The 19,503-nt window shown below is 39.0% G+C and carries 13 protein-coding genes and 1 tRNA gene; 4 read left to right on the top strand and 10 right to left on the bottom strand.

The window, feature by feature from the left end; translation table 11 throughout:
- Nucleotides 1-9: 9 nt before the first annotated feature.
- From HXT25_RS02975 to HXT25_RS02960, 4 genes are all read right to left on the bottom strand, one after another.
- On the bottom strand, nt 10-2,493 hold the full coding sequence (locus tag HXT25_RS02975; RefSeq protein ID WP_004137677.1) for a hypothetical protein: 2,484 nt from the start codon (nt 2,491-2,493) through the stop codon (nt 10-12).
- 125 nt (nt 2,494-2,618) lie between these two features.
- On the bottom strand, nt 2,619-4,406 hold the full coding sequence (gene murJ / locus HXT25_RS02970; RefSeq protein WP_013399360.1) for a murein biosynthesis integral membrane protein MurJ: 1,788 nt from the start codon (nt 4,404-4,406) through the stop codon (nt 2,619-2,621).
- The gene (locus HXT25_RS02965) at nt 4,403-6,826 is read right to left on the bottom strand and encodes a DUF6049 family protein (protein WP_004114046.1); all 2,424 of its coding nucleotides are present in this window, start codon (nt 6,824-6,826) and stop codon (nt 4,403-4,405) included. Before HXT25_RS02965 ends, murJ begins: the two co-directional genes overlap by 4 nt.
- Nucleotides 6,819-7,583 carry an NUDIX domain-containing protein gene (locus HXT25_RS02960; protein ID WP_004114048.1) on the bottom strand — a complete coding sequence of 255 codons (765 nt, stop codon included), beginning with the start codon at nt 7,581-7,583 and terminating at the stop codon, nt 6,819-6,821. Before HXT25_RS02960 ends, HXT25_RS02965 begins: the two co-directional genes overlap by 8 nt.
- Nucleotides 7,584-7,625: 42 nt before the next feature.
- Here HXT25_RS02960 and HXT25_RS02955 point away from each other — a divergent pair, with 42 nt between their 5' ends.
- Nucleotides 7,626-9,095 carry a CCA tRNA nucleotidyltransferase gene (locus HXT25_RS02955; protein ID WP_004114050.1) on the top strand — a complete coding sequence of 490 codons (1,470 nt, stop codon included), beginning with the start codon at nt 7,626-7,628 and terminating at the stop codon, nt 9,093-9,095.
- A 70-nt stretch (nt 9,096-9,165) separates the two neighbouring features.
- Here the strand turns inward: HXT25_RS02955 and HXT25_RS02950 are convergent, their stop codons facing one another.
- The 6 genes from HXT25_RS02950 to HXT25_RS02925 form a co-directional block, all read right to left on the bottom strand.
- The gene (locus HXT25_RS02950; RefSeq protein ID WP_162860814.1) at nt 9,166-9,789 is read right to left on the bottom strand and encodes a LytR C-terminal domain-containing protein; all 624 of its coding nucleotides are present in this window, start codon (nt 9,787-9,789) and stop codon (nt 9,166-9,168) included.
- Between the two features lie 141 nt (nt 9,790-9,930).
- Nucleotides 9,931-10,821 (bottom strand): 16S rRNA (adenine(1518)-N(6)/adenine(1519)-N(6))-dimethyltransferase RsmA, encoded by an 891-nt coding sequence (rsmA, locus tag HXT25_RS02945; protein ID WP_004114054.1) that lies wholly within the window; start codon nt 10,819-10,821, stop codon nt 9,931-9,933.
- A gap of 3 nt (nt 10,822-10,824) precedes the next feature.
- Nucleotides 10,825-12,351, bottom strand: a complete 1,527-nt coding sequence (locus tag HXT25_RS02940; RefSeq protein ID WP_004114057.1) for a G5 domain-containing protein — start codon at nt 12,349-12,351, stop codon at nt 10,825-10,827.
- Nucleotides 12,352-12,775: 424 nt separating this feature from the next.
- A tRNA-Thr gene (locus HXT25_RS02935) sits at nt 12,776-12,849 on the bottom strand.
- A gap of 106 nt (nt 12,850-12,955) precedes the next feature.
- Complete coding sequence (locus HXT25_RS02930; protein ID WP_004114060.1) at nt 12,956-13,897, bottom strand: DsbA family protein; 942 nt, start codon at nt 13,895-13,897, stop codon at nt 12,956-12,958.
- A 99-nt stretch (nt 13,898-13,996) separates the two neighbouring features.
- Nucleotides 13,997-15,718, bottom strand: a complete 1,722-nt coding sequence (locus HXT25_RS02925; RefSeq protein WP_020760898.1) for a serine/threonine-protein kinase — start codon at nt 15,716-15,718, stop codon at nt 13,997-13,999.
- A gap of 353 nt (nt 15,719-16,071) precedes the next feature.
- On the opposite strand from HXT25_RS02925, the gene HXT25_RS02920 reads away from it, so the two are divergent.
- From HXT25_RS02920 to HXT25_RS02910, 3 genes are all read left to right on the top strand, one after another.
- Nucleotides 16,072-17,199, top strand: coding sequence for an ABC transporter ATP-binding protein (locus tag HXT25_RS02920; protein WP_004114066.1), 1,128 nt, complete (start codon nt 16,072-16,074; stop codon nt 17,197-17,199).
- A gap of 193 nt (nt 17,200-17,392) precedes the next feature.
- A complete protein-coding gene (locus HXT25_RS02915) occupies nt 17,393-18,808 on the top strand; it encodes a DUF4032 domain-containing protein (protein WP_004114068.1) in 1,416 nt (471 codons plus the stop codon).
- A gap of 158 nt (nt 18,809-18,966) precedes the next feature.
- Nucleotides 18,967-19,413 (top strand): RbsD/FucU family protein, encoded by a 447-nt coding sequence (locus HXT25_RS02910; RefSeq protein WP_422118649.1) that lies wholly within the window; start codon nt 18,967-18,969, stop codon nt 19,411-19,413.
- The last annotated feature ends 90 nt before the right edge of the window (nt 19,414-19,503 follow it).

Below are 19,503 nucleotides of genomic sequence, written 5' to 3'. Positions count from 1 at the left end.
TAATAAAATTTAGTAAATTTTTACGTAATTAATGTATAGGCTGTTTTGAGGCATAGAGTCCTCTGGAACCCACAAAATAAAGTCTTGTGCCGTAATAGGTTTTTTGAACTTTACATCTGTTACACCACTGGCATCAAAGGTAAAATCAGCAACTTTATCTCCAGCACTAGGATCATTTTTAGAATTCGCAATCAAATAACCATGTCCTCCAGAAGAACGAATTGAAACAACAAAACGATATGCTTCTTGAGGTTGAGCCAAATGCATGTAATAGCCATAACCTCTCTGGTTAGCCGTGTAATCCAAGAATTGTTGTACATCTATAGGATAAGGCGTAGTGTTAGTAGGCATTTTAGGTTTTGGAACCTGCTTTACCTTCTTACTCTTATTAAGTTTTTTATGCTTACTTTTATTTGATTTGTTTTCTTTATTTAATTTGTCTTTCTTTGCGTTTGCATCAGCCTTAGAAACAGCATTGGAATCAGATTTTGCTTTATTCTTAGACGAATCACTTTTATCTTCTGGAAGAACACCTTGACTTCCAAAAGGAACATTTTCTACGCTTTGAGAATCCCACGAGTTAGATTTTGTAAAACTAGAAGGAGCATCATGAGAATTAAAAAGACTATGCAAAGATAATGCGAATACCACTACAACCAATATTGCAACAACACTGATTGCAAGAACCTTTGTTGAAATACCGCCAAAAATTTTTGCGTCTGCTATATCCACGCCATTCTGCCCAGAATTCTTTTTGGACTCCAGAGATTCCTGACGCTCATGAGGCTGGAAACTAGGAGGCATTGAAGAATAAGATGACTTTAAAGAACCGCCATCATAATCTTCATAGTCACCATTTTCCAACTCTTCTTCACGCAAAGCGCGTGCAGATTCTTCTCCAGGAGCAATAAAACGCCCATTACTATCTACAACTGGAACCCTACCTGTTGATTCTGCTTCCAAAGGTAAACTTTGTGGTCTAGACATCAGCTCAGTGTGTTTAGTGTTATCTGTGAGAAGGTCTTCAAAATCAAATCTTCTAGGCATTAATGGGGAAGCTAAATTATCTTTTTGTGAATAATCGTTTTTAGAATCTGATTCGTTTTCTATATTGTTATATTTTTCTGCTTCTTCATTATTTAACGCATCAGAAGACTTGCTTTCTGAATAACTAGGAAAACTTGTGTATGTGGAAGATAGGTTGTGGAATATAGAATCATCTGCATCAAGTTCCGTAGGTGCTAAAATATTAGCCATTTCTGCGGCAGCAATATCATGGAAGTCATAATCTGTTCCAGTAGAGTCAGTTTCTGTAGAAGAATCTGAATTATTATCTAAATCGTTCTTATTGTTTCTTTTAAGAAGAGCGCTTAATGCTCCTATAGTTCTTCCAGCATTTTTTAAACCAGCTCCTGCTGCAGACAATCCGCCTGTAAAACCAGCATTTTTATTGGATTTACCCTGTTTACTATCATCTAGTTTCTCAACAGAGTCAAGACTGTTATTGGACTCCTGTTCTGATAATTTATTTTCGAGCAAGTCCTCATTTTGGGCTAATCCTTCTGGAAAATCAAGAAGATTTTTATCGTCTTCTGGAAGCAATAACGCATTTTGAACGGAGGCTTTACTTGTAGTTTTATCAAAAATAATATCTTTATCAGAAAGTTTTCTAACAGGAGTATAAGATCCAAGTAATGCTAATAGCTCTCCTATTGATGCCATAGGTATAATATTGGAATCTTCTGTAGAAGAAAGTCCTCTTCTACAAATCATAGAAAATTCACTAGGCACTCCATCTGTAAGCCTAGAAAGATTAAATACAGAATTATTCTGAGTGTAATTTGTTCTAGTTAGTAGAGCATATAGCAATGCTGAAAGTTGATGCGTAGCAATATTTTCTATGCTCTTATTTTGAGCTTTAGGATGGTTAAAATCGTTACCTGAACCTTCGTCGGCAGACTCTACAGCAGACTCCCCATCTTCTGCTGACTTTTTTGGCTTTTCATCTTCAATAGTCACATCTTTTAAAAGAGGGCTTATCGGAGCATCTGCCAGTTCTACTCCAGAATCAGTAAGCCTTACGGTATTCGTAGAAATAGCATAGTGTGTTATTCCATCTGCTAACAGTTTACTAAGCGCATTAGCTGTTTCTGCAACTATGGAACGTATTGCTTCATAGCTAAGTGTTGAACTATGTAGCTTCATATAATCGCTTAAAGTTACTCCAGAATCCAGCTCGGTTATAATAATAGCGACATCATCTATATGATGAAGCTTCAAAACTGGCGTAAATTTGCGTATTCTGGACAGAGCAAGAGTAGAAGATATAGTGTTGACTTCTGGAAGAAAACGAGAATCACGTACTATAAAAAGCTGACAATCGCGAGCAAGTATACGATCGCTAGCATGCCATGCTTGAAGACCCGCTTCTTCGCGCAAAGGTGATACTAAAGCGTAGCGATCAAGTATAATATCTCCCAACTGAGGTTTCATCTACTCCCCGTCTTCCTACATGAGTAATGAATAATAATGCGTTACATAATAAATCCCACAAATTATTGTAACTGTAGAATCTAGTGAAACGCCCTGAGTTACTGCATTTAATTATCTTGATTTAATTATCGCTCACTGTGTTGATTTATTTTCGATCTAATAATCCTAGTATGTGCATTCTTATTATTTTCACTATGATTAGTCTGTTTATTATTTAACTTGCTTTTATTGATGTTTTCAAGATTCAACAAAAATGGCAGTTTTACACCGATTCTTCTAAGAATTGGATTAATAAGACCTGCCAGTTCACTCGTTCTTAAAAGTAACAAGATAGATATGTAAATAATCGCCAAAATAATGGTGATAATTGCACAAACAAAAATCGCAAGCAACCAACGACTAACACCATGGAGGTTTGATGAATCTAAAGAAATCCATTTGTAAATAAATTCTCTAAACAAAATTCCAACAAGAATAGATACTATAGAAGCTGCAAGCACCTTTAGATGCGTAATAACAAGCTGCTTATCGTCTAAATCGTTGTTAAAACGAGATCTAATCATTTTAACAAGCGAAGGAAAAGTGAGAATATAACTAAAAGATGCGGCTGCAGCTAAAGCGGTAACCCAATAGTTTGGCGGAAGGAATTGTATGCAAGAAAATACAATAATAAGTTCCACAAATAATTGTGCTGCACAAAACATAAACGGATGTTTACCGTCTTCAAAAGCGTAGAATGTGCGTTGAATAATCAAATATGCGCTAGATAAAGGCAATCCAAGCGAAAGCATCATAAGCGGATTTGCCATAAGATACGCTTCTTTTATGCTGATTGAAGGTAAAAGAGCCAAAGATATAGGCATTGGAATCACAATAAAAGCAACACTAAAGAAGCACATTAAAATGCTTACATTTCTAAGACAAGAGCTTAAATCTGCACGAACTGTTGATAAATCATGGTTTGTTATTGATCTAGAAATTTTAGGAAAAACAGCGGTAGCAACCGATACGGCAATAAGCGAATAAGGAAGAATAAACATTGTGTATGCGTTTTGAAAAGTAGCATTTCCAGCAACATCAAATTGACTTAACCCCAACGTTTTTTCTGCTACAGAAGGAGCGCTTGTAGTTATGTGAGTAGTTGCCATTGTAGAAAGCTGACTAACAGCCACTATTGCAAAACTCCATGCTGCAACAGGGCCCATTGAACGCAAACCAATGCCGCTAATGCCGAAACTTGGTTTGTATTTTAATCCGATTTTTCTAAGAGGAATAAATAAAACAAGCGCCTGAGCTGCAACACCCAAAGTCCAAAATCCTGCAGTAAGAAGCATAGTAGTGTTGTTCCAAAAACCCACTGGCTGCCTGCTTGCTCTGCCAAAAATTGCAATAAAAACGCCGAAGCCCACGCAACTGACGATATTTGCTGCAACGGAACTCCAAGCGTACATTGCAAACTTGCCTTTTGCGGCTAAAACTTGACCGAGCACGGTGTAAAGTCCATAGAAAAATATTTGAGGCATGCACCATAACGTAAAAGCGTTAGTAAGAGCAATCATGGATTGGTTTGAGCCAACATAGAGCCATGTTAAAACAGGTGTGGCAATTGCCATTAAAGCGGTTACGCCTAAAAGCAGAATAATCGCAAAGGTTATAAGCTTATTTAACCTATCTTTTGCATCTTGTTTTTCCAGAGTTTTAACGATTTGTGGAACTAAAACAGCATTGAAAATGCCACCAGACACAAGAGTGTAAATAAGCTGAGGAATCATGGACCCAGCCTGATATGCATTAGCTGCTAGACCTGTAGTACCAAGGGCTGCAGCAAGTAATATAGTTCTAACCTGACCAGTTATTCTTGAAGCTGCCGTGCCGCTTGCCATTATGATTGAGTTGCGGCCTACTGAATTCATTCGTCTGGATCCTTTTTACGGTGGAACTGCCTCCAAAGCCCTAAAATTCCAAGCGCGAAGGCAAATATTATAATAATCGTACCGCTTTTATCGCTGATTTGCAGCGTGCTTGTAATCATTGTTTCTTTATGATTGTAGAAAGCGCGATGGCTTCTATCTTCTAGTCCGAAAATTGCTCTAGCTTTACTAGAAGTTGTAGATCTAAGTGGCAGAATAATTTGTGTTTCACTATTTGCAGCAATCTTAACTGGAGTTTTTCTAGGAGTTACTATCTCCATTGAATTAGTGTAAGAAGTAAGATATACGCTAACAGGGTATGGATTAGTATTGCTGATCGTAATCGGCATTGTTGCTGTTTCGCTTACAAGCGTTACATCTTTTGGAGGAATAATATGTATTCCAGAAATTAAAATTTTGGATAGATTATGAGTGCCTTTAGAATCAACATTATTTGGTCTACTATCATTTACTTCTCGTTGAGCCATAGCATCAAAAAGTTTAAGAAGATTCTTACTCCAAATATTGCTGTTCTGGTTAATTTTCAGTTTTGCGTTTTGTTTTGCAAGAGATTGAACATCTGACTCATTAACGTGATGATTATTTAATTCACCGTGGTCAAGAATATCACTTATGAACTGTTTAATGTTTTCTCTATCTGAAGATAGTTGATTTAGAATTGACTTTCTATTGATTATAGATTCGTTTGATATCGCACTATCTTTAGGAACTGGATTGTACCCAAGATATTCTTTAGAAAAAGATTTTGCGTTAGATAAAGATCTTAAATCTAGCAGGGAAATCCACGGAGATTTTTCCAAATTGCTTATAACAGAATCGATATAAGAAGATGGCGTATCTTGGTGGAATGTTATAAGCAAGTGTCTTGAAGAATACGGTTGTTCCATCTGATAAAACGCGCTTTGAGCAATAATCCTGTTTAGTTTTCCAGCATTAGTGTTTTCGCCAGTTGACCTACTACTTGTTGGTTTTTCGTTTGCCAAATCACTAAGAGTTTCTTGCGAGGAAAGCACTTTTACGTTTCCAAAAGAAGTCTGAACGTCATACACGCCATTCTTAACTGCAAAACGGTGCGCTAAAGCATCAAATCCGTTTGTTGCCACAACGGTCTTATAACCATTGCTTTTAGCCTGTTCTAGTGCCTTTAAGGTCCATTTTCCGCCTGTTTGAAAAGCGTATGACTCGAATTTTGGCGCTTTACCTGTATGATCTTTTGGAATTGACGATTCTTCACTCCAAGACTCAGCGTCAATCCCAGATGATTGGTAGTAAGAAGAATTACTTGTTTCAGCATATTTACTTATGTCAAAACCGTTATTTTGCATAAATGCAGAAGGAGTGAAGCTAATTCCAGAAGATTTAAGAGTATTTAAATCTGCTATCGTTTGTAATCGAGGATGCTTTTGTGCAAGAGATATCAAAGAAGCAATATGCTTTATGCTCTTTTTGCTTAACCTTATTTTTCTATTGTCTTTAAATTGGTTTAAATCTTTGCTTACTTGGGAAGAGTCGCCAGCAACCGTTTTTGTGTTAGTTTTGTCCGAATTTTCTTTTTTAGTATCTGCTTTAGATTCCTCTTTAGAAACAATATTAGATTCGCTAGGTGGAATATTCATCGAAGGAGAAATATTCTGCTTGTTAATTTCATAACGCCAGTCAGATGCTTTAGCGACTATAGGAATAAGCAATGTGACATTAATCGGAGGTGTTTGTATGTTTTTAACGCCAATATTTGCTCGTGTTACAAACGATTTTACAGAAGAATAATGCTTAAAATCCGATGAAGAATACGTTACAGAAAGAGGCTTTGGTCCCCAATAAAGGATGTTAGAAAGATTAGGGCTGTTTGAGTCAACATCAATTTGCGCGTTATAAGATTTGCCACGAGCAAGAGCTGGAACGCTAACTTCGCCAATTAGCTGAGGAGTAGGGATTCTGGACTCGGCTTGACTCCATTTTTGCAAATCAGTCCTAGACATAAACGTGTACCAAGGGTTAAATGCAACCTGAATTTTTCCATCTGGAAAATCTTGAGAACCAGTATTTTTAACCAAAATGGTTATATGGTATCCGCTTTTGTCTGTAAGAATTGAAGTTGATTTAACTATTTGTAAAGAAATACCCTTATCCTTGGAATTATAAGATTCGTAATATTTTACAGAAGCTTGATTAACGTTAGATAAATGGCTTGTATTCTGCGATGATTCGTAAGCAAAAGCTGTATTTGAAACACAATAAAGCGGTGTAATAGCAAGCAAAAGTACTACAAGAATTAAAGTAATACTAAATTTAAAACAAAATTGAGTAGGATTTTTAAAATAAAACATTTTACGGGCGATTTTATTAGTGACTTTTTGTAACTCCCGTAATTGGTTGTTTGCAAAATCAATCACATTAATCACGATTAGACCGCCTATTTGCCTTTTTAGCGTACATCCACGCTATCTTGCGTTCATTAGGATAGCTTAAAACATCATTAAGCTCTTTGAAATCCACCCAAATTGCATCTTCTGCCTCATGGTCTGGATCTCCAAGAACAGATAGTTCTCCACTAACATATTTCAAAGCAAAATGATGAACTAGCTTATGCACACGTTGACTTGTTCCAGTAAACCAGTAGTCAATAGTAGCAATAGAATCCACTACTTCTCCAAGAATTCCAGTTTCCTCATGAATTTCCCTAACAGCTGTTTGCTGAGGAGTTTCGCCTTTTTCTATATGACCCTTCGGCAAGCACCATTCCATATGCCCACTTCTTGAATGACGAGCTATAATCGCGACACGCCCAAGGGTGTCAAAAACTAGTCCTCCAGCGGAATATTCTCTCACAATAGGTAAGTCTTGAGCATCTAAAGAGGCAAAAGTTTTAGGACCGTCGTTAACTCTTCTCTGAGGCATTAAAGCTGGAGAAGGTGCCTCTAATGATGTTATTTGTTGGCGAGATTCCGTTATATCAACATGAATATTTTCAACGTGATAATCGCTCGAAAAGCTTGAAATATCAACGAAAATTGACTCGTCTTCTTCTGCCTGTTGAGGCTGTATTTTGCTTTTCATTCTAGCGATATCAAGTGGTGTAACTCGAATATCTGGCGTATTTTGGGCATGATTATCCGAGGCTCTGGCGAGCATGCGTCTTAAGTCTGCTGGGGTAACCATACACTCCACCTTACTCAATCCGCTGTGCATTGGGGTAACGGTATGCTGGAATATAGTTTGATTTTTGTTGAAAGGGTGTTTCCAAGCGTGTCTGTGAACTTTGAAGTTTGGCCTGAAGCCATGGAGTTGGGTAGATTATTCGCTAAACATAATTATGAGCTGGCTCTTGTAGGCGGTCCTGTACGAGACATGTTGTTGCATAGAACGTCGCACGATCTTGATTTTTGCACTTCTGCCAAACCAGAAGAATTTGAGCATATTCTTAGGAGTTGGGGGCACGATGGCTTTTGGGATATGGGTCGAAAATTTGGCACGCTTGGAGCTGTGCGTCGCAGAAAAGACGGAACAGAAGTAAAAGTCGAGATAACAACATACCGATGTGATGACTATGAGCCAGATTCTAGGAAACCAGAAGTAAAATATGGCGATACTTTGGAAGGTGATCTTTCTAGGCGTGATTTTACTGTGAACGCAATGGCTTTGCGTGTTCCAGATTTGGAATTTGTAGATCCATTCGGTGGAGCGAATGATTTAGCAAAAGGTATTCTGCGTACTCCAGTAGATCCTCGTCAATCTTTTGACGATGATCCTTTAAGAATGATGCGTGCTGTTCGTTTTGTTGCTCAACTTGGTTTCACTATTGAAGCAAATACTGCAGAAGCTATTTTAGATATGGTTTCTAGGTTGGATATTGTTTCTGCAGAGCGCGTCCGCGATGAAATAACAAAAATGCTGCTTTCTGCTAATCCTCGTGCTGGTATTGAAGCTATGGTCGAGTCTGGTATTGCAGATAGGGTTTTGCCAGAAATTCCTGCATTGCGCTTAGAAATTGACGAACATCACAGGCATAAGGATGTTTTTGAGCATACAATGATGGTTCTTGAACGAGCAATAGCATTAGAAACAGATAACGAAGGCGCGGTTCCTAGACCCGATTTGACTTTGAGACTTGCTGCTCTTTTGCATGATATTGGCAAACCTCGTACTAGAAAATTTGAAGAAGGCGGAAAAGTAAGTTTCCACCATCATGATGTTGTTGGAGCTAAAATGACTCGCAAACGCATGAAAGCTCTTCATTTTGATCATCATATTATTGATGATGTAAGCGAGCTTGTGAATCTGCATTTGCGATTCCATGGATATGTTGACGAGCCTTGGACTGATTCTGCTGTACGCAGATATGTTAAGGATTCAGGACACTTGTATGAGAGATTAAATCGTCTAACCCGCGCGGATGCAACTACACAGAACAAGCGTAAATCGCTGATGTTTGAGCAGGCTATGGATGAGATGGAAGAGCGAGTTAAAGAGCTTAAAAAGCAGGAAGATTTTAACGCGATTCGTCCAGACCTAGATGGCAATGAGATTATGCAATTGCTTGATTTGAAACCTGGTCCTATTGTTGGTAAAGCATATAAGCATATGTTGGATTATCGCCTTGATAACGGTCCAGTAGATCACGATATTGCTGTTGAGGAATTAAAGAAATGGTATTCCAGCTTAAATAAGTAGCTTAAATAAGTAAAGTTTTATTATTCTAACTTTATTTTGCTTTATTTAACATCATGTTGTTGAATAAAACTTATTGAACTGGATTATGATTTGCGGATTTTGGAAGATTTTTCATAGAGTTAAAATCAGCGCATCCTTTTATTTCAACTATTGTTGCACCTGCTGCAGGAACATCAGTCTTAGGTTTAAGATTGTTGAATGTTACGCCTAAAACCACGTCAATTAGCTTATCTTGTCTATCGTCCATTCGCAAAATAGCGTCTTTAAAGTTAGCAGCTAAAGTATAAGCTTCATTAATTGATTTCTTACCAAAGTAGATTGTTGTGCGTTTTACACTTTTTTCGCTATTTCCAACTTCAATCAGGTTAAAACCGCGGTTTCGTAGTCCTTCTCCTACCGCTCTTGCGAATCCACGGAATTTTGTTCCGTTTAGTACTCGAATAGGAACAGCACGATTATCGATATAAGTAGCCTTATTCTCATCTTTATTTTTTGTAGGGCAAGGCGCTTGAACTCCATAATTTGGGTCGATTTCTGGAGTTTTAGAGGCAGCAATACCAAATACATGGCATTGCACTAGAACAGCAAGAAGAAACGCTGCTCCAACACAAATTCCAACAGTAGTAAGTACAAATCGTTTCTTTTGATACATGAACTCTCTGCGCGCCAGCCGCTCGTCGTAAAATTGCGTCATGCTAACTTCCGATCTGTACTATGTTTCTGTTGCGTATCTTATTGTACGAGACTTGCAATTATGCATAAATCATAATGTTTTATACACAAAACAATACTAGCAATTTTACTTACTATGTATGACTGTGTTTTTAAAAATAATTCATATCTGCGAAGCTTTATAAAGAGCCAAGAATTCTGCGCATGTAAGGGTCTCTCCACGCCTAGTTGGGTCTATTCCGGCAATATCGTACGATTCATTAGAAATAATGCCTTTAAGAGCAGAATGCAGTGTTTTTCTTCTCTGTTGGAACGCTGCATCAATAATTTTAAACACTTTTTCTCGCTCTTGCTCATCTTCTCTTATCTCGTTATTTCTTTCAAAATAAACGAGAGCAGAATCAACATTTGGAGCAGGCCAGAATACATTTCTACCAATTAAACCAGCTTTTTGAGATTCGCCATACCAAGCCAACTTTACACTTGGAGTTCCATATGTTTTTGTGCCTGGTTGAGCGCAGAGGCGATCTGCCACCTCTTTTTGAACCATTACAAGGAAACTTGTAAGATTATTAAACTTTTCAAGAAGTGTAAGAATAATAGGGGTTGCAACGTTATAAGGAAGATTGGCAACAAGAGTAAAGTGTTGTGCATTTGCTAAATTGGGAACGTCTTGAGCGTTTAATTCGAGCGCGTCTTTAAGAATCACATTAAATCGTTCTAAGGCGTTAGGCATAAATTCTTTAACGGTACTCGGCAAACGTTTAGCAAGCGGAGGATCTATTTCTACAGCCGTAAGATTTGCGCCAGCTTGAAGAATCGCAAGTGTAAGAGAGCCAAGACCAGGGCCTACTTCCATAACAAAATCGTTTGAATTAATTTTTGACGCAGTAACGATTTTCTTAACCGTACCAGGGTCAATAACGAAATTTTGACCGAATTTTTTAGTAGGAGTAATACCCTCTTCTGCTGCAATCCTACGAATGTCAGCGGCTCCAAGAAGAGAGCCTTCTTGCTCACTAATATTATTTTGTGTCAATTTAATACCATCCAAACTTTAATACCATCCAAACTTTTCTGAATGCTTCCATGCTTCGCTAGGATTCCCGTATTTGCTTTTAATGTAATTAATTCCCCACGTTATTTGTATTGATGCATCTTCGTGCCAATTTGCTCCTGCGCTCGCCATTTTGTTTGCTGGAAGAGATTGTGGTATTCCGTATGCGCCAGAGCTTTTATTTTCTGCGTTCCAACGCCAGTGAGATTCTCTTGTCCACAAATTAACAAGATCTTCCCACATTGCACCAGTCCAACCAATTTGAGCACATGCAGCTTGAGCATATAGCTTTGCTTGCTCAGGAGTGGCGTGAACCATGCCATTGGGATTGTTGGCTGGTGGAGCAGGTGCTGGTGGGGCTGCAGGAGCGGGAGCTGGCGTTTGTGATGCTGGCTGTGATGCTGCAGGTGCTTGTGTTTGAGAAGAGGAAGAAGGATTTTGCTGATTATTCGCATTAGATTGATGCTGATTTTGTGAATTACTATTGTTATGGTTTTGAGAATTTTGCACACTTTGTTGGGATTGACTATTTTGAGAAGGTTTTTTAGATTCTTGTGGTTTTATTTCTTGTTTAGTGTTAGTTTTATTCAAATTAGTATTGCTAGAAGGTTTTTGTGAAGTCTTTCCGTTAGTGTTGTTACTACTTTGCTTATTCTGCTTAGGGGCTTGATAATTAGGTTTGCTACCTACAGCAACAATCTGATCTGTTGTAGGAGTAATCACGTTTTGTTTTATTAATACAGAGCTTTCTGCTTTACCATCAACATAAGTCACATTGTATAAATCTGTTCGCTCGCCATTTATTCCAGATTGTCTAACAACTCTCACTCCAGATGGCAAATTTGGATCATTTATCGTTCTAGTGTTAAAAGGAACGATGACATTTCTAGATTCTTTTCCATGAGTTACGCGAAGAATGCGTAATACGGTTTGTGATCCATTTTCGCTTACGGTAACTCTATCTTCTTTTCCCAAAACGATTCCTAGAGAATCGAGAATAGAACTTGCTGGAAGTGTTCCATCTGGCGCTATCCTAGATTTGCCATCGCAAATAACCTCTACAGGTCCTTTTTTGTTAATAGACAATCCTCCAGTGAGTTTGTCGTAAATATTCTGCAAATTTACTGTGATTTTTGCAGCATGATCTGCATTTGCTTGGAAGAATCCAATTAGTTGATCTACGCTGGTTGCAACAGTCCAAAATGGTATTGTTATGCCATCTACTGTTACAGAAGTTTGGTAAGCGCTCCTAACAGTTACAGTTGTGTGATCTGCAAGAATTTCTCCCGAAGTACTAATAACTTGATCATGCGTTTTAACGGGTATTTTTTGTTCCTGCAGAAGTCTTTGTGCAGTAGACGCATAGGTTGTGACAATTCTTGTTTTACCATTGACAATTAGAGCTACAGATTTGCGCGCAGAAAGAGTAAAAATCCCAGTGCTTGAGATAATAAGAGCCAAAACGCATACAAGGATGCGTATTCTTCTCATTACAACAAACCTCTGAGGCGTCCATCTGCGTGCCATTCAACCTCACTTCCAAAGTAAAACTGAACTTTAATTATATATAATGCTCGCAACTGAGCTAAAAGCTTCTAAATGTTGATGAAATCTATCATAAAAATGGGGGCGGGAGAGAAGGGGATTGTTCCCGCCCCCGTAGAGGAGGAGCTGGTTGGGGGACGCTCCACCCTCTTACTCGGAAATCCTGAGTTGGGGGAAGATTTCCGAGAACTTACTCAAGCAAAGTCTACAATGCAAATCTTTTGTAAGTTTTTATTTTATGTTTTATGATGAATAAGTCTTACTTTTTATAAATTATCATACGACAAATCTATAAACGTATTTGCTTTAATTCTAACCCTTTAATGCAAATTTTACTAAAATTGCCAAAAGCCTTCAACTTAACACTATTAACGATCGTATTTTAACAAGTAGAAGAATAAAACAGAGCCTCCTGCCGGGATCGAACCGGCGACCTGCCGCTTACAAGGCGGCCGCTCTGGCCATCTGAGCTAAGGAGGCACGTCTCTGCGTGCAATAACTAGCTTGCGCGCAAAACATTGATTAGTGTACCAGCACCCAATGCCAAAATGCAACTTGTTTGCGCTGAAACACTAATCAACAAGAACTAGTCAATAGGATTTGGCTGATCTTTGTCAGTTATTTTTGGCATAACACCTTCAACTCCAACCTTAGATTTGTCTAACCCAATAGACTTAAGAATTGCATCTGGTGTACTAAGCTTCTTCTTGCTAACTTCAACCATATCAAGAAGTTTCCCGTTGATAGTAGTTGTAGGAGTTGTCATAGCTCCCTTATTTTGTCCGCTAACATTCCACAAAGCTTTACGATTTGGAGTATCGGAATTAATAGCGTCTTGCCAAGCGAGATAATTCCTATCAAACGCTTTACTTGCTACCTCTTTGCTAACTCCAGCCTTAACTGCCTGTTCAATAAGCTTTTCATTGCTTACAGGTTTATAATCATCGCCTTCTTCTGGCTGGAAATCTTCAGCAAAAATGTTGTTAATAAATTGAAGCAAATGCAAAGGATTGTCGTCGTTAGACGAAATGTATGCGATTGCGCCAGTTACACGTGTTGAATAGTGGTCGCTAGAAATTCGATCTAAGAATGACATTGGGTGAATCTCAAGGTTAATCTGACCAGCCTTCATCATGGCAATAAGCATTTGATCGGAATCGCGATTAAAATTACCGCACCCAGGGCATAGTGGATCAGCATAAACTGCAATGGTTGGAGCATTCTCAACTGTTGTTCCATAGCCGTTTTTGCTGATTAAAATTCCGCCCTCGTTGTTAGCGTACTTAGGCTTTTGGTTAGTCGTAAGTTTTTTAACAGCGCGTCTTGCTTGTTGAGCCTGCTCAATTTTCTTTTGATTTTCCATATTGTTTGCATTAAGAGCCGTAATGCCAATCGCAGCAATCATGCCAAGTAAAATAACCACAACAACGATTCCAACAATAGTTTGCTGGCGTAACTCTTTAGCCTTTTTGTCTTTAAGATCCTTACCATTGTGATTCTGCATGCTGTTTTGATTAATGTTTGGCATGTTGTTCCTTTCTTCACAGGTTTCTGTACAAGCAAATTTGGTGATGTTCTCGTGGAATAAAAATATCTGCAGAATAGTCTAGTTGACGGTATCAACTGTCTATATTTCTTGCTCGTTTGAGATTTTTCCCGCTCCGAGAATTGCTCCTGCCCCGATTCTGAAGATCTTAGTTTTCCCTAAAATAAAAGCAATAATCCATCCTGCTATAAAACCAATAAGATATCCAATTGATGTTTGAGAGAAAACCTCTGGAGAGTAAGTTGGAAAATGTATGGTAATAAACCATATTTTGAATTTAATTAATTGTGGAGTTGCATGAATCATAAGTGGGTAGATGTATGCGCCAATAACACCTGTAATTATCATTGTGACTAATCTAGGTATCGTGTAAATAGACGCTCGTACAAAATGCCAAGGTATACTCCCGATTCTTATTAGCCAATCTTTTCCACCAGTCGAATCATTTGCGGATTGTCTGCGTAATTGCGCGCAAACATTGTATCCTATTGTGGCTGTAACAAGCATAAGAATAATGTTTGCAGACAGTGCGTCAATAATAGAGAATACTGAAATAGATGAGGAAAGTATTGCAAATATTATTAAAAAAAATGTTCCGCGAAACATGTATTTGCTTATTTTAGGATGTATGTTACCCTGTTCAGAATTTTTTGCGTATTCTTGCTTATTCTCGTATTCCTGTTCATCTTGATAAACATTATTCTGCTCATCAACATCTTGTTGATTGAAATTTTGTCTATCAACAATTTTTGTAGAGTAATCAGAATCTGTATTAAAACGTGTTGTATTAACAGTTGTTGTAAAATCACTTCTTTTAGTATCTTCAGAAACCCACATTTTTCTAGGATTTTCTGACATAATCCGAGTTTGTGTTAGCTGATTAGGTACGGTTAACCCATCAGCCGTATAGTCAAAAGGGTAGTTAGATTCCTGTAAAGACAGGGGATTTAACGCATCTTGGTAAATAGCTTGCTCAAGTTGTTCGGGAGTACAGCGTTCGCTTCTTTTAGGACTCAATGCAGATCTAAATGCATGCATAGTATTTATAGGGAGTCCATTAAGATTAGCGTTTCCTGAAGCTGCCCTTTCCAAAACCGCCATTATTGGTTTTGTTCCAAAAACAGGCTTTCCTGTTGCAGCAAAAGCAAGAACTGCAGCAACACTCCACCAATCCGTAATCTCGTCAGAGTCTGATCCTTCAATGATTTCTGGAGCAATAAAACCAGGGGTGCCCATAACTAAACCAGTGCGTGTTACATGTGATTCGCCCTGACCCATAGATATACCAAAATCAACTAAAACTGGTCCTGTTGTAGAAATCATAACGTTTGTAGGCTTAATGTCTCTGTGTATTATTCCAGCGTTATGAACAGCTTTTACTGCATCGATTAGCTTATGAGCGAGTCGTTCTAAATCGTCTGCGACATATGGACCATTAATAGCGACATCTTCTTTAAGATTGTGCCCATCAATTAGCTCTGTAACTATAAAGGCTATGGAAGCATCAAGCTCCATATCTACTATTGAGCACACGCCTTCGTGATGAATTTTTTGTAAAGCTAGAGCTTCTCGTTTAAGTCTAAGTCTTGCTTGTTCTTGAGGATTAGTGTTTTCTAATGAATCTAAATCTTCACTTTGATCTTCTAACATAGATGCGCGCAGAATTTTCATTGCGTAAAGTTGGCCACCATCATCGTGAACGCGCCAGACAGACCCCATAGCGCCTCCGCCTAAGCGTTCAATTAGCGTGTATCCGCCAATGTTTTGACCAGAACGCAAATCAAATATGCTCACATCTTCCATAATGCATTATGGTAATGGGAGAGTATGCCAATTATGCGTTTTGGTGGAAAATTTATACAAAATTTTATAAACAAATGTTTATATATTTAATGCATATTAATGCGTGTTTGTTAAACATTGTTTATATGTGATTTATCTGTTCGACACGCCGAAATGCTAGAAAATACTGTAATTTTGCTGTTTTTACTAAATAAACATGATATATTAGAGCATGGCTCAACGAAGAGAACCTTCAATGAACCATGTAAGTAAATGTGGACGATTGACGCCGCCGACGTAGGACTTGGGGTCTTGAGTGCACACCCTTCACAACGGATCGTTCGGCACGTACCTGCCGATGAAAGGAAAATATCATGGCAGAAGTTGTATTTGATCATGTCACCCGTATTTACCCGGGCAATGACAAGCCATCGGTTGATGATTTGAACATGACTATTAAGGATGGCGAGTTCCTTGTACTCGTTGGTCCATCTGGTTGCGGTAAGTCAACTACATTGAGAATGTTAGCTGGTTTGGAAGAGGTTAACAAAGGTCGCATTCTTATTGGTGGTCAAGATGTTACTACAATGCAGCCAAAGGATCGCGATATTGCAATGGTGTTCCAGAACTACGCATTGTATCCACATATGACTGTTGCAGACAATATGGGATTTGCTCTTAAGATTGCAGGCGTAAGTAAGGAAGAAATCCGCAAGCGTGTTGAAAAGGCTGCTGAGGTTTTGGATTTGACTGAGTACTTGGATCGTAAGCCTAAGGCACTTTCTGGTGGTCAGCGTCAGCGCGTGGCAATGGGTCGTGCAATTGTTCGTGAACCAAAAGTCTTCCTCATGGATGAGCCTCTTTCCAACCTTGATGCAAAGCTTCGTGTACAGACTCGTACACAGATTGCAGCATTGCAGCGTCAGCTTGGCGTCACTACCCTTTACGTGACCCACGATCAGACTGAAGCTTTGACAATGGGTGATCGTATTGCTGTAATCAAGCTTGGTGTTTTGCAGCAGGTTGGTGCTCCTACCGAGCTTTATGATCGTCCAGCGAACGTCTTCGTTGCAGGCTTCATTGGCTCCCCATCTATGAACATCAACCAGCATCCAGTTGTTGATGGCAAGGCTCAAATTGGCGAAGATTCCATCACTCTTCCAGCAGAAGCTGTTGATAAGCTTACTGAAGAAGATAAGGGTCAGATTATTGTCGGCTTCCGTCCAGAAGATGCAAGCTTGGCAACTTCTGATGATCCAAATGCCTTCTCCTTGAAGGTTGTGAACGTGGAAGATCTTGGCTCTGACGGTTATATTTACGGAAACATCATCACTGATGGTTCTCCAGAAGAAGCGTCTACAATGATGAGTGACCAGAACAAGCTCACAACGATTCGCGTGAACCCACGTGCGCTTCCAAAGGTCGGTGACACTGTAAAGATCAAGATTGATCCATCCAAGATGCACCTGTTTGCACCTTCTACAGAGCTGCGTTTGAACTAATTGCTGTTTTCTTGGGTGCTTTGTCTAAAGTGCCCAAGATTTCTGTATAAGGGTATGGCGGGGTTCGCTACGCGAGCCCCGTTTTCGCATCGTTTGAATTATTTACGATTAGTTATAATGCGATTAGTTATAATTTGATTGCGATTTATTATTCAATTATTGGCGTTCGAACTTAACGGGTAGATTAAAGTTTATGGAATGGAACGATACTCCTTTATTGGATCCACGTGCTATGCAAGCAACATCAGTATCTGCGCAGGATGAAACTGTATCTTCTGCAGAGCCTCAAGCTTTGAAGATTACTGCCGCAAGCTCTAATCCTCAAATGTTTATGCTTCCGTGGGAGCTTCCATTATCTCAATGGCCTACGAATCTTTTTGTAAACTTGCCGCGCGGTATCTCTAGGCACGTTGTGCGCTTTGTGCACGTAGGTGACGAAGTGTATGCAATGAAGGAAATTACTCGTCAAGTTGCTGAACGAGAATATGAGCTTTTAAGGCGTTTGCGCAAATTGGAGCTTCCAACCGTTACTCCTATAGCGGTTGTAGCTGGTAGAAAAGATAAGAACGGTGAACCGCTTGAGGCAATGCTGGTAACTCGTCATCTTAAATTCTCTCTTCCATATCGCGCTCTGTTTGCTCGTACCTTAAGACCTGATACTGCAGAGCGTTTGATTGATGCGCTTGCTGTGCTTATGGTTCGTCTGCATCTTTCGGGATTCTATTGGGGAGATGTTTCTCTTTCTAACGTTCTATTTTTAAGAGACGCGGACGCTTTTACAGCATTTCTAGTTGATGCTGAAACAGGTGATTTGCATGGAAGCCTTACAGAAGGTCAGCGTGAATACGATATTGATTTAGCTCGCACAAACATAATTGGCGAACTAATGGATTTAAGTTCTGGTCAACTTTTGCCTGGTGAGGTTGATGAGATTAGCATTGGAGATAGGCTAGTTGACCGTTATCATTCTCTTTGGAGCACGCTTACAGATGTGGACAAATTTAGCCCAGACGAAATGTGGCGTATTGAAAGACGAGTCAATAGGCTTAATGAGCTTGGTTTTTATGTTGACGAGTTGGAAATGAAGACTTCTGTGGATGGGCGAAGAGTGTTGGTTCGTCCACGAGTTGTGGATGCTGGTTATGCTTCACGTAAGCTACTTCGTTTGACTGGTCTTGATGTTCAGGAGAATCAGGCTCGTAGGCTTCTTAATGATTTAGATGCTTATCGTACGTCTACGTGGCGCCAGGGCGAAGAGTTGGAGATTGTTGCTACTGATTGGATGCGTGAGGTGTTTGAGCCTACGGTACGCATGATTCCTGCTGAGTTTAGATCGCAAATCCAACCTGCACAGTTCTTCCATGAAGTATTAGATCATCGTTGGTTTATGGCGGAACGCGTTGGGCATGATGTTTCTATGCAAGACGCTGTAACAAGCTATATTAAGAACGTTTTACCGCAATATAAGATGGACAAGCGTGTTTTGGCCGCGATTAATGCGGATGCTGATTCTGGTGTGGTAGATGATGAGTACACGTATTCCACTTCGTCTCCTATGACTCGCGATATTGATGAAGATGACCAAGACGCTAGTGTTTGGGCTAGTTGAATTCACTAGTTAGTTCATATTTTTCTTTAATCAGCAAAGAATATTTTGCTATAATTATGGAATTTTTTATTAATATCGTGTGATATTATTCAACCTATTAGTTGCCAATGATTGTCAACTAACGGAAATAGTTATTGTGTAAATCAAAGGAGATTTCTATGTTAAAGGGCATTGATCCCATTATATCGCCAGAATTATTGAAAGTACTTTGCGAAATGGGACATGGAGACGTTTTGGTTTTGGCAGATGGAAATTTTCCAACCGAAACGGTAGGAAAAGATGCAATTGTTGTTCGTTGTGATGGTCATGGTACTTCAGAATTGCTAAAAGCGATATTGAAGCTTATGCCTCTTGACCAGTACACATCTAAGCCAGTTACTCTTATGGAAGTTGTTACAGGGGATTCTTGTGAAACTCCAATTTGGAAAGACTATGAAGATATTATTTCTGGTTTTGATAAGCGCGGCGCTAATACCATAGGAACCTTGGATCGTTTTGCATTTTATGATGAAGCGAAGAATGCGTATTGTGTGGTTGCTACTGGTGAACGTGCTCAATATGCGAATATTATGCTTCGAAAAGGTGTGGTTTTCGCTGGAGAATAAATAACCCTTATACCAATAAACCCCACCAGAGATTCTGATTAGAGTATTTTTTAACACTGCATTGTTGTAAATAAGATTTTTGTAATTTCT

The sequence above is a fragment of the Gardnerella sp. DNF00476 genome (assembly GCF_049262735.1).
Lineage (GTDB): Bacteria > Actinomycetota > Actinomycetes > Actinomycetales > Bifidobacteriaceae > Bifidobacterium > Bifidobacterium vaginale.
The sequence above is the reverse complement of the archived record's forward strand: the minus strand, read 5'-3'. Positions and strand labels throughout refer to the sequence as shown.

Bases quoted from the DNA above. Each gene is read 5' to 3' on its own strand.
- HXT25_RS02975 (WP_004137677.1), bottom strand. From the start codon at position 2,493: ATGAAACCTCAGTTGGGAGATATTATACTTGATCGCTACGCTTTAGTA.
- murJ (WP_013399360.1), bottom strand. From the start codon at position 4,406: ATGAATTCAGTAGGCCGCAACTCAATCATAATGGCAAGCGGCACGGCA.
- HXT25_RS02960 (WP_004114048.1), bottom strand. From the start codon at position 7,583: ATGGTTACCCCAGCAGACTTAAGACGCATGCTCGCCAGAGCCTCGGAT.
- HXT25_RS02955 (WP_004114050.1), top strand. From the start codon at position 7,626: ATGCTGGAATATAGTTTGATTTTTGTTGAAAGGGTGTTTCCAAGCGTG.
- HXT25_RS02950 (WP_162860814.1), bottom strand. From the start codon at position 9,789: ATGACGCAATTTTACGACGAGCGGCTGGCGCGCAGAGAGTTCATGTAT.
- HXT25_RS02940 (WP_004114057.1), bottom strand. From the start codon at position 12,351: ATGGCACGCAGATGGACGCCTCAGAGGTTTGTTGTAATGAGAAGAATA.
- HXT25_RS02930 (WP_004114060.1), bottom strand. From the start codon at position 13,897: ATGCCAAACATTAATCAAAACAGCATGCAGAATCACAATGGTAAGGAT.
- HXT25_RS02925 (WP_020760898.1), bottom strand. From the start codon at position 15,718: ATGGAAGATGTGAGCATATTTGATTTGCGTTCTGGTCAAAACATTGGC.
- HXT25_RS02920 (WP_004114066.1), top strand. From the start codon at position 16,072: ATGGCAGAAGTTGTATTTGATCATGTCACCCGTATTTACCCGGGCAAT.
- HXT25_RS02915 (WP_004114068.1), top strand. From the start codon at position 17,393: ATGGAATGGAACGATACTCCTTTATTGGATCCACGTGCTATGCAAGCA.
- HXT25_RS02910 (WP_422118649.1), top strand. From the start codon at position 18,967: ATGTTAAAGGGCATTGATCCCATTATATCGCCAGAATTATTGAAAGTA.